Source organism: Gelidibacter sp. F63206, assembly GCF_023015735.1.
The window spans coordinates 1-14,867 of record NZ_JALKAU010000064.1 but is presented as its reverse complement, the minus strand read 5'-3'; the positions used below and the strand labels follow the sequence as shown (position 1 = coordinate 14,867).

The following is a 14,867-nucleotide window of genomic DNA, read 5'->3' as shown; positions in this document are numbered from 1 at the left end:
TTTCTGACCATTTCCTTGACATCAGACAATAGTTTCTTGGCATCATAAATAATGCCGTCCTTAATGGTGTATTTTACGCCTCCCACTCGAACGACCTCATTATTTTCAGTTATTCTAATAGCACCTGTTCCATAAAGCGTTTGAAAATTTTCCAATGGATTTTCTTCTACAATGACAAAATCTGCCAATTTACCTACTTCAATAGATCCAATGTCATTTTCCATACCCAATGCTTCTGCACCATTTAAAGTCGCTGCTTTTATGACCTCCAATGGATGAAATCCTGCTTCACGTAAAAGTTCCATTTCACGAGGATATGAAAAGCCATAGAGTTCGTAAATAAACCCTGCATCAGTACCTACTGTTACTCTTCCACCCCTATTTTTATAATCATTGACAAAATTCATCCAAAGTTTATAATTGGCCTTCCACTCGATCTCTTGTTCAGTTCCCCAATTAAGCCAATACGAACCATGAGACTCGCGGCTAGGGGCATAAAAATCCCATAAGCTTGGAAGCGTAAATTCTTGATGGTATTCGGCTAGACGTGCCCGGGCTAAATCTCTATTGGCTTCATAAATAACAAAGGTGGGTGTCAAAGTAAAATCAAGAGCCAGGAGCTCATCCATAACATCGTTATATTTTTTGCTATTAGGTGCTGCTGCTTGTTTCCACAACTGCCCAGCTTCTCCAAAACGATCCTGCTCATTTTGATAATTATATTCCAATGAATAGTCTTGAACGGTTCTATCATCAAATAGCGCCTCGGGCAAACCATACCAATGCTCCATAGAAGTTAGTCCTGACCTTGCACTATGCAACACATTCCAACTCCCCACATAGGTTTGTGAATGATGCATTTTTGAGCGTAACCCTAATTTCTTGTTTTCATCCAACGCCGCAGCCATCACTACGGGTGTCGCTCCAAAGAATTTGATGCCATCGGCTCCAAGTTTGGCATTGTTCCGCACCCATTCCCTTGCCTGCTGATCGGTAGCAATAGGGCTTTTGCTATTCTGTCCAAATGACGTATAGGCTTTTATTCTTGGTGCGGTTATTTCATTTTTTTCACTTCTCATTTTTTCTTCCAGAGTCCAAGCAATACCATTCCCACTACTTGGATCCACAATCGTGGTAATGCCATGGCCCATCCATAATTTATAGACGTATTCTGCCGGTGTTCCTTGAGATTTGCCTCCAATGTGCGCATGGCTATCTACAAAACCAGGCATAATGTACATTCCTTCTGCATTTAATTCTTTTCCTCCAGCTTTTAAAACTGGTCTCCTTCCTTCTTTGATAGGAACTCCTGGATAACCAACGACTCGGACATCTACGATACGATTGTTTTCTACGACAATATCTACAGGTCCCATCGGGGGCGCCAAGGTACCATTGATTAGCGTTGCTCCTCTGATAATCAATTGTGACCAAGGCCCCTCACCTTCTTGTCTATCAGGTGCTTTTTCGATCTGGGCGAACATCAGAGAGGAGGACAAAACGGCAATAATTATTAGTATATTAAATTTCATAGATTTAGAATTATAGATTATAATGTTTAATTCTTGAATTAATTAAAAACATGTTATTCTTAAAGATTTTTGCAAGTCTACTTCACATAAAGATTTCCACCATATAAGCGAACAACTTAAGGTTATTTAAAAGCTTTATTTATCGAACCTTTCTTTAAGTAGAATATTGGCTTTTATTCAACATCCCAAAATAACTTTGTAGAATAATTATCACCACCAATTGCAGCAGCAGCCGCTTCATAACTACTTCCATTTTGAGTATGTTCGCTAATAGGATATAAAAATCTTAAGGGAACAATATCTGATTCAGCCTCTACCGGCGCACTTAGTTCAGGATAATCTAGGCGCCTGTATTCTGTCCATGCTTCAAAACCTTGGTTAAAAAGTGCAATCCATTTCTGCATTCCAATTTTCTCTTTCCAAGTACCTTGCGCGGTGGAGTATGCAACACTTGGTTGAGCAAGATAGTTCTGGATCTCTGCATTGGGAATGTTATAATATTCAAGTGATGCCCTAATAGCATTATTATAATGATTCTCAGGATTCGTTATTCCAGGCACCCCTCTTTCTGCCGCCTCAGCCAATAAAAATTCAACCTGAGCAAAATCGATAAAAATAGTAGCTAATTCTGGTTCGTCGAAATATTGACCCTGTTTAGAAAATGAATAATAATCTTGAGTGACACCATATTGAGCGCCTTTAAAAGTTCCGTCAGAAGTTGGCGTAAAAAACACAGATCTTCGTGGATCATCTAAATCATTCAATTTATCAATAAAAGTATTTGTACCCACAAAATATTTTAATCCTTGTCTAACGGTGAAATTATACCAAGGGCTAGTATTAGGGTATTCGGATAAATAACGAAAGGTTGCATTATCATCATTTGATTCTATTAACAAAGTGGAGGCTTCTAAAATAATTTCAGATCCAATTTGTGGTAAGACATCCATAATTCTCATCCCCATTCTTAACTTTAAAGAATTTCCAAATTTAATCCACTTGATTGCTTGTCCATCATAGATCAAATCAGAGGAACCAAACCCAGCAACACTACTATCAATATTATTAATTGCAGAAGTTAATCTGTCAATTAAGTCTAAGTAGACAGTTTTTGCGTCATCATATTTTGGAAGAGCATTATTAAAATCTAACGCTTCAGAATATGGAATATTTCCGTAAGACTCCACCAAGTTTGAGTAGGCATAAACTTTTAGGATTTCAATCATTGCTTGTTGATTTTTTATAACCTTTTCCTCGCCTGAATTAGATGCTACTGTTCCCGCAAGAATATTTGAGCTTTCATTCAAATCATTCAAAACATCCCTATACAATTCAGCCCAAGAATATTCCGGAATATAAGTGACACCCTCTAAATATGTCACGGAAGTAAAATGTTGTACCCATAATCTGGTAATACCAGGTCCAGTAGCTCTGTAAGGTAATCCATTAATATTGGCAGCAAGGCTTACTGTAGCATTCGCAAAAAAACCACCGGGATCAGCTACAGTAGCATTTTTAGTATCCTCATTAAGAGACTCTAAACCTTCATTCATACAAGAACTGCACAATAGTATAACTACTAAAAACAGTGATTTATTTATAATATTTTTCATATTTAATATTTTTTAAAATTGAAATTTAACATTGAATCCAATATCCTTGGTAGAAGGATAAACACCTTGATGATGTCCTTGAACATTCCCTGAGATCAGTCCAGCTTCAGGATCAGCATGAGGAATGTTCTTGTGAATTATCCAGAGGTTTGTTCCTATTAATGACAGTTCCACTCCTTGTATGGATAAATTTTTAAGCCATTTAGTTGGCACTTTATAAAACAAAACTAATTCTCTCAATTTTATATAGGAAGCATCATAAATAAACATTGCATCTGGTGCAGTTGGATGGCCTAATGCATGGTTACGATTTATAAAACTAGATCGAAAGTTATTTTTTGTACCATCTGGAGCAACCCCCTCTAAAATCAAACCTCCTCCGTCAGCAACTGGGCTTCTTACTGGATTGCCTAATTCGTTTAAACCTGTGGTATTATTATAAAGACCATTCCTGCTGCCAACAGCCATATCACTGGAGAAAATATCTCCACCTTTTTGGAAATCAATTAAAAAGCTTAGACCTAAATTTTTATATTCAAAGCTATTATTGAATCCACCATTCCAGTCCGGTAGCATTTTTCCGATCTTCTGATCAGAAGTAGGTGTTTTCTCATAGTAACCAGTTGTTTGATTTACAACTTTTTCTCCATTTAAATATTCGAAATTAGAACCATAAAAAATTCCATAAGGTTCTCCAATTCGAGCATTTATAGTAACGTTATGGGAACCTGTGGCGTAAAGTTGTAAATTGTCCACGCCTTCGTATAGAGAAACAATTTTACTTTTGTTAGTAGCCCAGTTTAAAGTTGCTTTCCATTGAAAGTCATTTGTTTTTATTGGCGAACCAGATAATAATAGTTCTATTCCTTTATTTTCAACCTCTCCTGCATTTACATAGCGACGAGAATACCCAGAAGCCGGTGTAATTGCAACTGGCATAATTTGATTTTCAGTATTCGTTTTATAAACAGAAAGATTGAATTCAATTCTTTTTCTAAAAAACGAAGTTTCAATTCCTGCTTCAATGCTCTTAGTATTTTCAGGTTTTAGATAGGGATTGTTTTTAGTAGAATTAACCGAATAAAGCTGAGTAGAACCAAAGGGAGTCGGTTTATCCAAAACATCTATTAAACTATGTGCAGGTGCACTGTTACCCACTTCAGCGTAATTTAATCTTAATTTACCAAATGAAAGAATATCACTTTCTATAAACTGCGAAAAAATAAAACTAGTGGCTATTGATGGATAGAAAAAGGAATTATTATCTGCTGGCAATGTAGAAGACCAATCATTTCTACCTGTAATATCTAAAAATAGAAAATTATCATATCCAAATGAGACCAAACCATATAAGCCATTTACACCAACTTTTGTTAAAGCTTCAACAGCCGCGGGAGGAGTTCCAACTGAATTAGAAATAGAATAAAGACCATCTACAATTAATCCGTTATTAGTTTCACTATATGTAGATCTAAACATGTTTCTTCGAATATTAGTCCCAACTACACCACTAATATTAAATCGATCCCCTAAATTCTTTTTGAAGTTTAACATTAGATCATAATTTACTTCCTCAAAAAAGATATTTCTAGCACTGTATAGTGATGGGTTTCTAATAATTTTCCTAAGTCTTTCCTCTTGCAAATACGTATAAGTATCTAATGATACACGACCGGTGACATCAATCCAGTCAGTTAAAGTATATTTTAATGAGGCATTACCAATAAATCTATTTCTAGAATCCGATGCGTTTTGATCCATAATAAAATACGGATTATCTATAGAACCGCCAGGGTATGGGCTCTGGTTCTTACCCGTCATGTCGTATAATTCCTTCAACTGTTTATAGTCGATACTTGGCTGGGTATATTGTCTCAGATTAGTAAAAATATTAGTATAACTTCCTCCCAGACCACCTTTAGAACGACCTTTTACAGTGGTTTTCACATAGTTGGCACCAGCAGTAGCTGTTAATTTCTCCGACAAATTAAAAGTAGAATTTAAAGAGAAGTTATCTCTTTTGACATTACTGTTTGGAACAATACCATCTTGATTAAAATTGGAATAGGATAATCTATAATTCGCATCCTCAGAATTACCTGATAACGAGACACTATTGGATAAAGTTACAGGGCTATCAAACATATAGATTGCACCATGTTCCGGTTTTACCCAAGGTGTTGGCACACCATAATTCGGAGATTCTGGGTATACTGAATTCCATTGATAAACCAGCAAATTTGGATCATATGCCGCTCCCCATCCGCCATATTGATTATAGGGGGCGATTAAATCTAAAACTCCATCCCCATCCATATCCGCCATATTAAAATAGCTGTCACCATTAGGTCCATTCACAGCACCATAACCTCCACCATACTCTTGTTGATGCATAGGAAAAGTAGACTTATCAATAGTGCTAATCATAACGCCAGAGCTTACGGTAATTCCTATGCCTTTTCTACCTTTACCACTTTTTGTTGTGATAACAATAGCTCCATTGGCCGCCCTAGATCCATACAAGGCAGTTGCCGCTGCACCCTTTAAAACATTCATCGACTCTATATCTTCAGGATCAATATCAGCACCTGCATTCCCATAATCATAACTATTGTTTCCTGAAGAATTATTTGTATTATCCACTGGAACCCCATCAACTATCCAAAGCGCCTGATTATCACCAGTCAGCGAAGTATTACCACGTATAATTACGTTAGTAGAACCTCCTAAATTAGTATTTCTTCTAATCTGAACTCCAGCAACTTTCCCGGAGATGGCATTGGCAACACTAGCTTGATTTGCTCTATTAATTTCGTCTCCATCTAATTCTTGAGTTGCATATCCTAAGGATTTCTTTTCCCTCGATATACCAAGTGCAGTAACAACAACAGCATCTAATGACTGAATATCTTGTACCATCGTAACTGTTATACTGGATCGATTATTTATTTTTATTTCTTGGGTGACAAATCCCATAGAACTAATCAATAAAACTGCGTTGGAATCTGTTGTAATCTCGAAATTTCCATCGAAATCTGTCATGGTTCCTGCCGATGTTCCCTTAACCTGAATATTTACACCTGGCAAGGGACCATTGTCATCTATAACCTTTCCGGTTACTTTAATTTCTTGTGCATATGAAAGAACACCAATCCAAATAGCAAGAAATGTAATAATATTTTTAAAAGAGTATGTTATATTCATAATATATATGTTTAGTAAAATTTTTAATCTTAATCACAAAGAGGATTGAATAATATTTGCTATCGGTATAGATTTATAACCCTCTTGACAATTAATCAATGAATCCGACATTTCGGCATAAGGAACAAAGAGTACACTATTTATCAAAGGGTCATCGTATATTTGAGCTTGGACACCCATCAGTGGAGCCAAAACAACGATTGCAATTAAGTAGTAGAGTTTAACTTTCATTTTATCTAATTTTAAGTTATTGAAGATTTTAAGATTCTTAAGTTTTAATTGTTTACAATATATTTGTGATAAAAATGTTCTTATTACAAAAAATTCAAAATTAAGATGGCAAGATTTATTTTGAATATTGGTGACTACAACTCAATTACTATTGCTCCTGAGAGCTTGGTCTTTCTTTAAATAAATTTCATCCCAACTCGGAGGCTGTATTCCCATTAAATGTTTGACAAAAAAGTCTTTTCGTTTTTGAATATCATATTCGTCGTTACCAGCCGAATGCCCTACACCAGGTCGAACTATAAGCTCAAAATCCTTTTTTGCCTTTATCAAGGCATCTACAAATTGAAAGGTAGAGGCTGGGTCAACATTGGTATCAAGTTCTCCCACAATCAATAGCAAGTTACCTTTTAATTTTGCAGCATTTTCTATGTTCGAACTTTCAGCATAATGAGGCCCTATGGGATACCCCATCCATTGTTCATTCCACCAAATTTTATCCATCCGGTTATCATGACACCCTGATGAGGATACAGCTACATCATAAAAATCCGAATTAAAAATCAAAGCTCCACTTGAGCTTTGTCCTCCAGCAGATCTACCATGGATTCCTACTTTATCTAAATCCATGTATGGATATTTCTTAGAAGCTGCCTTTATCCAAAGCTTCCTATCAGGAAACCCTGCGTCTTTAAGGTTTTTCCAGGCTACATCATGAAATTTTTTAGAACGGTTGGAAGTGCCCATTCCATCAATTTTGACGACAATAAAACCCAACTCCGCTAACGAAGTCATCCCTAAATAAAAGGAGCTGAAATCTTTTGGAACGAAAGAATCATGTGGTCCTGCATAAATATATTCAATAATGGGATAGTTTTTATTAGAATCAAAAGTGGTTGGTCTTACGATCACCCCCCAAATATCAGTTTCACCGTCCCTTCCTTTCGCCATAAATGGCTCTGGAGCCTGCCAGCCAGTTTCTAACAAATCTGAATAATCAGAGCTTTGTAACTCCATAATGGTTTTTTGGGTTTTCGTATCCTTCAATAATGTTATTGGAGGCATATCGACTCTCGAGTATTGGTCCACATAATACCGATAATCAGAAGAAAAAACTACCATATGATTTCCGTTTTCTTTAGTAAACCTTATGAGATTTCCACCATCAAAATCGATTCTGAAATAATGAATGAAATAGGGATCTTGGTCATTGTCGATTCCACTCGCCGTGAAATATATTTGTTTATTTTCTTCATCAACCTTAATAACTTTTCGCAATGGCCATTTACCTTTAGTTATTTGATTTTTAATTTTTCCAGTCTTATCAAAAAGATACAAATGATTCCAACCATCACGTTCTGAAGCCCAAATGATGTCGCCATTTTTATTATCATGACGGAATTTTTTACCACTATAATCTATAAATGTTGGGCTGGACTCCTCTATAACAACAGAAATTTTGCCTGTATCAGCATCTATGCTGAGGATACGATATTTTTGATGCCCACGTTGGTTGTACTCAAAAGTAAAACGGCTGCCGTCACCTTTCCATGCAAAACTAGAAAGATTATACTGTTCCTGAAAAAGCTCAGTTGGAATCTCAATGTGCTGGTTTGTCCTAATATTAAAAAGCTGTGGACTCTTAAAATCCAATTCGTCTCCAGGTTTCAAGTAATCTCTAGAAATCAATTTAGGTTGAAGTTGGTCTGACGGGCTAGATTCCACATAATAAACTTTATGTTCTTGCCTCGGCCGTAATTTATAGGCAACGATCTTTTTACTATCCGGTGACCAATAGATATTTGATGAGTAGAAATTACCGTTATTACCATCAAAACTCAACTGCCTTTCTTCTAAAGTATTATTATCTATGACATACAGGTTAGTGTTTTTTATGTAGGCTAGGTGAGCTTTATCGGGTGATTCTATTGAATCCTTCTTTGACTCATTTTGAAAACTCGGCCAAAGCTGCCTATGCACATTTTCACTTTTTTCAATTCCCTCTTTTTTTAATTCGTAATTATCAAGATTTGCAGAAATAATTACACCTTCACAAGTAAAGGTTAGTGAGGAAAAGTCTTGACTGAATTTAAGATTTTTTAAATCCAAATTGCCAGGTGAGAAATTCTTCCCTAATAATGAAGAAAGTGATTCAGCTAGTTGAGCATGGTCAAATGCTAATTTCTGGTTTTTTTCTTTAGGAGACACCAAAAGATACTCATTGCCCTTACGATTATTATTTACGTACCACAACAAATTATCCCTTGTCCAATTAAAATTGGTTGGAGAATTAAATACTTTATTTGCAAATAAAGTGTCAACTGAATTAGAATTTAAATACTCCTGGATAGTGCCTTGGGCTGTCATCTTTACGCAGCAAAGAATTATCAAAACTAAAATGAAATTTAAATAAAATCTTTTCATTCCTTTTTTATTTACTCAAAAATAAACCCAATGACTGAGACCACTTTCTCATTTCTTATCACATTATAATACTATTTTATCCTGTACACGCAATTAACTAAAAATAGATGTTAATTTGGAATTAATTTTTCATCCTGAAAATTTGTGCAATATTAATTTTCAATAATAGGATATTCAACATTTCAGTTTCAAAACCAACCTAATCTAATTATGCAACTTCATGAGCTTTAGCCATCTTTCGTATACGTTATATTCTTTCACAAAAACAATGTAATTTTGACTGATAATTATTTTGTAACTAAATTCAAAATAAATCCCGTCGCATAAAATAGAAGTTGTTTTAATTAAAACGTTTTTATCATTCCATTTGTAGTCATTCGATAAAAATAATTCAATCAAGGTCTTTCCCTAAACACTAAATGCTCTTACTGGAATTTCCAGGTTTTCAATTTATATGTGTAAGAGCGGGTTTTCCACTTATTTCTTTTTTTAAATCTGCATGGGTTCTCTAAGAATCAACTTCCTTCGTTGCCAAAGCAGAAGTGTTTAACCAACTACCTTTACCTGTTTGAGGATTAATAAATGAATTCAATTCATTTACCTTCGAGATCATTGGGATTAAGCAGAATCTTCTCATCTTTAATTTATCATAAAGTTTATTCCGATTAGTAGTGAATAAATCCCATTGAATAAAAACAAGGTATTGACAAAGGATTATAAATTTAATGTCAACTAAAATCGATAATTAGACATTATATAAAACAAACTATTTGGCAATTATTTCTTTTTTAGAACGTCACCTTCCCATCGCCATTGAGTCTTATAATCTCTTGTAAGTTTCAAACCTAATATTCTCGCTCTAACCATTTCAATTGGCATACTACCTCCGATTAATATAGCATCATGAAATTCTTTGGCAGGCATACCTTTTTCAACAACAAGTTCTTGATATAATGCTCTATGCTGCAAAGCACCGGTCATATAAGCAAGTTGATATAATGGAAGAGTTGCGTAATACGGATTGGCAAAGGATCTTCTTACCTCTCCTTCAGCATTTGAACGCTCATGCCTCACCTCATTAACTAAGTAATCTACACATTCTTGAGGCGTCCAGTTTCCTAAATGAAAATTCAAAGAGAATATGATTCGACCAGCTCGATGTAGTCTCCAAAACAGCATTCCCATTTTATCTTCATTACTTCTGGCAAAATCTCCTTTATCCCATAATAAAGTTTCCCAATAAAAGGCATTTCCTTCATGCCAAAACGGAGTTCCAGCAACCCGATTTCTCGCAGTATTGAAACGGGACCGTACAAAACCTTGATGATAGTGCCCTGGGATCAACTCATGTTGAACGGTTGGAAAGTTAAAATGTGATGTATTTCCCCTCATACTCATCAACTTAAATTTATGATCCATCTGTTCCATTGGATAAGAGGCACTTGTATATTCTCCTCCTAAGAAGAAAGGAGCAAAAAGCTGTTCATCAACCGAGCGCATTCTTAATCGCCATATCTCAAATTCCAAAGAAGGCAAAGTAATGTTGTCTAAATTTTTAATATAATCGAAGGAATAATCTGCAATATCATATAGAGCATTAACTACTTTTCCTGGGGGTGGTGCTTGATTTTTAGTATGCTCTAAAGCTTTGTGCCAGTCATCACCAAATCCCATTGCATTAGAAACTTCTTTAAATTTTTGTACGGTCCATTCAAATTCCTTTTTCCCAATAGCTATTAATTCTTGTGGGCTATAAGGAATCATCTCATGTGCTAAGTCGGCCTTTAAACCTTCTGCACCCACTGGATCTCCGAATATTGGACCTGAATTGGCATTCTTAGGATCCATCCCTACAATTTTACGTAAAATAACATCTCTATACTCAGACATTGAATTCTGTAATCTTTTATACGGTGTCCGAACCCAGAAATTGTATTCCGGATCATACCCATCATAAAATTTATTCCAATCCACAATAATATTCGAAAGTTGATCTATATAATCGGCAGTTCGTAGCGCTACAGCCTTAGAAACTCCTGGTATTGTAGCCAAAGAACCTGATTTTTTGGCTTTTTCATTTATATCTGCAATAAGTTCATCAATCGTATCTGCAGCTTTATCTAAAGTACCAGCAGTTAGCATAGGATTTTCGATATATTTCCTGTTAAATCTTTCTTCTTGTAAAAGGCGTAAATCGTCAGAAAAAGGCACCAACGTTGCAAATTCCTTCCAATTGCGATTTTCTAACTTCAAGCGTTCTAATTCGTATTCAAGAGCATGTCTCAACAATATGTAATCAATTTTACCTTCTTCAGACAAATTATCGAATGGAATTGTTTGCAGATTATCTTTCCATTCCGTAAAGAATTTATTCAATCGAGCCTGCCGAACAGGTGAATATGGCACTGGATATCGCCTTTTAAATGCGTTTAAATCCTCTGAATAACGAGTCAGTACAGTTCTCATTTCACTCTCCTGTTTTGCAAAGTTTATTAGAGTGTTAAAGTTAGGTGGGTCCTGTGCCCATGACGGATCTAATTTTACTTGAGCATTTACGAGATGTACTCCCATAAAAAACAATACTAAAATGGGAAACAATCCATTTTTAATGGTAGAGTTGAAACTGTCTTTTTTATCTATGTGATGCATAAGTTGTTTATTTTATGATTAAAAATTTTCTTGCTCTTAAATGTTAATTTTTGGAATCCTTAGTCATTCTTTACCGTTATGTGCATAAATCACCTGCCAATAAATAATGATAGAATAACTATCAAAATTCTTTTGCCTCTAAAATGAAAAATAGAGGGAGGGTTTAGGAAAAAGTCTAACTCTCAGTCCTGACTTTATGTTAGATTTGTGGTTCTTGTAAGTGTTGTTTTTCTCCATAAATATAAATAACTAGTTTTGTGACATTTTTAAATTCTCCATTAAACATATTAAAAATTATTCTTATAATTAATCAAATTAATCCACTTGGATAACAAAGTACAATACATGGATAAGATAGTGTTAATCTTTACTTAAAGTTAAAATTAAAATATGCTTTCCAAAAGATGGGAACTCGAAACCGCTGATGATCCAAAACGTTATTTCCAGTAAATTTCAGGCAAGAGGAAAGACCAAAAGAGCTTCGAACGTGTGACTTTGTCCGATTAATTACCATCCTCACAGTAAATGGACCGACTATCCAAAAATTTTACTATTGAAGGATCACCCTATAAACTTCGTGAAAATCAATGGGCCTGATTGGTTCCAATCCAACATATCTATAAAAACCATTGCTCAACAGTAGCAGACAATTTTAAGCTTCAAAGTGAAATTTGCGTTTAGAAGAATAGAGGAATAATGGACCACTTTTAACCTCCAAAAAGTACCAATACGTTCTTTTAAATCATGATTAAACCTTAAGTAATTATCCATATAAAGACAAAAGGCAAGCAGAATCAAAAACTCGGATTTTTGGTGTGAATCCTCTATTTCAAGCAAAAGAATGTATTAAGAAAATCACAATATATAGATTAATCACTTTCTTTATTCCTTAACATCATTTTGGATTATGCTTCTCTTATCAAGGGGTTATAATTTAAGGGTATATCAATGGATATTGCTCTAGCCGTGAGATCATACTATTTGAAAATCCCAATTTAAGAGCTCATGAATTATTATCCCCTGTCTTTCGCACAATCCATTTATTAATTAATATCAAAACTAAAATACTGATTCCCCATTGTAGAATGGACGTCATAAGACTGGATGTGGCAAATGGGTTATACCACTCCTCTGTCATTCCGTCATTTATAAGCCACCAAGACAAAAGCAATATAGACGCTATAGGAATAAAATAAGTAATAATTAAATCCCATAGTTTTCCAGGTTTAATATCCTTAGGGTTTCTATCCAATATTTCACTTCTAACCCTGGACGCCTTGAACCGAATGACGACAAAAGCAAAAAATCCGCCAGATAAAAGAAGGGCAAGTCCCCAAACGAAATCTTGATTGGCGAGAATATCCAGGTTCATAGCTGAAGGAATCCCAAAAAGATAACTTACTACAATAAGCAGGAGGATGGCAGTAGGTCTTCTCATACCTCCATCGATAAAAGTCCTAACTGTTAGTTCCAATTGCGACATTAGAGATGTAAATCCAGCCAAGGTTAGACCAAGAAAGAAAAATATCGTCAGAATTTTTCCAAAAAGAATCTTCTCGAATAGCTGTGGAATCCAAATAAAGGTGAGACCTGTTGAGGCAGGACCACTATTTTTCATGACGTCCAAAATCTCAACTTTAGAACTGCCCAAATCCAACCCCATAATTGCAAAGCAAGTTCCAAAAATCATAATGCCAGAAACAAGAGAAATAATATTATTTCCCATCCCAGTAAACAATGCGTTTTTTACAATACCGAAGCGCATCTGCATGTAGGCACCATAAGTTATAAACATGCCCCATCCCGCTCCCGTATCCCATGCATTTTGAGTTAAGGCGGCGACCCACAGATTAGGATCCTTAAACTGACGCCAATCGACGGTAAACAGGTAACGTATACCTTCCATAGACCCTTTCAAAGTCAAAGATCGCACTAAAGCGATAAAGATGATTAGCAATAAAACAGGAATCAAAAATTTATTTATACGTTCAATACCTTTTACCCCTTTCCAAATCGCCAACCCACCCAAAAGCATTACAACGGCATGCGATACAAGAGGCCATCCCCCAGATTGGTATGTATTCCAAGTAGACATGGCCATTTCGGTAGAAGTAGGCAGGTCATTAAATATCGAATGGCAAAAATAAAACAAACACCAGCCAACAATAACGGAATAAAAAAAAGTAATCGCTGTAGTAACAAAGGTCATAAAAGAACCCATCCAAGCAAATTTCTTTCCTGCTGTAGCTATTACAGATCCAATTACACCCTTTCGACTATTGATCCCCAATGCATATTCTCCGATAATTAACGGAATACTCCAAAGAAAAAGAAAAAGGATCCAAACTATAACAAAAGCCCCACCACCCTGTTCACTCGCGCTTTGAGCGACTATTCTCGGAAATCTCCAAACATTTCCAGTTCCTATGGCAATACCGAGAGCGCTTAATAAGAAACCCCACTGAGAGGAAAATCGTTGGTCGCTGTTTTTCGAAGTTTTTGACATTTATTCCTTGTATTAAAGCTTTAGAGTTGCGATTTAATGTTTAATTGATCGATAAATCTAAACTATTCGCATATAAACATCGAAGACTATATTACCCGATGGTGTCACTATATTAACACTTCATCTGTAAGTCTACGGAAAAAAGATGAAAAACATGTTTTGGAATTTTCTGTCAGTTTTGAAAAACATTATTTGTATTACTTATTCGTTAATACAGGAATTGTAAGATTTCAATTAACGGGCAAAGCGATTGAATCCATTTATCACGGTAGCCAGTGCATGGAAGCTTGAAGGTTGAGTTGGATCAAATGTAAAATTTGCGAATAACTTTTTCGTTGTCAAAAAAAATAAATTAGATTTTGGAATAGGTTGGGCCGGAAAACCTATTAACCTGAGTTCGATTGATAATATTTGATTTTTTTGTATAAAAAAAGATAGATTTTTAGTAAATTAAAGTGTTGAAATTCAATTTGTTAATCTAAAAACCTATCCATGATAATCTATTCTAAAGTTACTGAAATTTTTTGTATCGTCGATGAATTTTGCAGGGAATATTCCGAAGTGGTCGACAAATCCCTTATCGGCAACAAGCCCAAACGCCCTCCCGTTATGTCCCAGAGCGAGATAATAACGATAGCGGTTATTTTCCAGTTGAGCGGTTTCAGGTGTTTCAAGCACTTTTATCTTTTCTACGTGAAGACCCATATGAAA

The 14,867-nt window shown here is 35.3% G+C and carries 9 protein-coding genes; all 9 read right to left on the bottom strand.

Annotation, left to right across the window (positions count from 1 at the left end; all coding sequences use genetic code 11):
• A partial coding sequence (locus MWU32_RS03050) for an amidohydrolase family protein (protein WP_246937672.1) occupies positions 1-1,532 on the bottom strand: 1,532 nt, incomplete at its 3' end.
• A gap of 173 nt (positions 1,533-1,705) precedes the next feature.
• Entirely contained in the window at positions 1,706-3,145 is a 1,440-nt protein-coding gene (locus tag MWU32_RS03045; RefSeq protein WP_246937670.1) for a SusD/RagB family nutrient-binding outer membrane lipoprotein, read from the bottom strand.
• Between the two features lie 12 nt (positions 3,146-3,157).
• Positions 3,158-6,349 carry a SusC/RagA family TonB-linked outer membrane protein gene (locus MWU32_RS03040; protein WP_246937667.1) on the bottom strand — a complete coding sequence of 1,064 codons (3,192 nt, stop codon included), beginning with the start codon at positions 6,347-6,349 and terminating at the stop codon, positions 3,158-3,160.
• 33 nt (positions 6,350-6,382) lie between these two features.
• Positions 6,383-6,580 carry a hypothetical protein gene (locus MWU32_RS03035; protein WP_246937665.1) on the bottom strand — a complete coding sequence of 66 codons (198 nt, stop codon included), beginning with the start codon at positions 6,578-6,580 and terminating at the stop codon, positions 6,383-6,385.
• A 141-nt stretch (positions 6,581-6,721) separates the two neighbouring features.
• The gene (locus MWU32_RS03030; RefSeq protein WP_246937663.1) at positions 6,722-9,001 is read right to left on the bottom strand and encodes a S9 family peptidase; all 2,280 of its coding nucleotides are present in this window, start codon (positions 8,999-9,001) and stop codon (positions 6,722-6,724) included.
• A 508-nt stretch (positions 9,002-9,509) separates the two neighbouring features.
• The gene (locus MWU32_RS05390; RefSeq protein ID WP_262914702.1) at positions 9,510-9,638 is read right to left on the bottom strand and encodes a hypothetical protein; all 129 of its coding nucleotides are present in this window, start codon (positions 9,636-9,638) and stop codon (positions 9,510-9,512) included.
• A 140-nt stretch (positions 9,639-9,778) separates the two neighbouring features.
• The gene (locus MWU32_RS03025) at positions 9,779-11,650 is read right to left on the bottom strand and encodes a DUF885 family protein (protein WP_246937661.1); all 1,872 of its coding nucleotides are present in this window, start codon (positions 11,648-11,650) and stop codon (positions 9,779-9,781) included.
• A 1,003-nt stretch (positions 11,651-12,653) separates the two neighbouring features.
• Positions 12,654-14,156 (bottom strand): sodium-dependent transporter, encoded by a 1,503-nt coding sequence (locus MWU32_RS03020; protein ID WP_246937658.1) that lies wholly within the window; start codon positions 14,154-14,156, stop codon positions 12,654-12,656.
• A 486-nt stretch (positions 14,157-14,642) separates the two neighbouring features.
• Positions 14,643-14,867: hypothetical protein (locus MWU32_RS03015; protein ID WP_246937656.1), on the bottom strand; the 225-nt coding region annotated here is incomplete at its 5' end.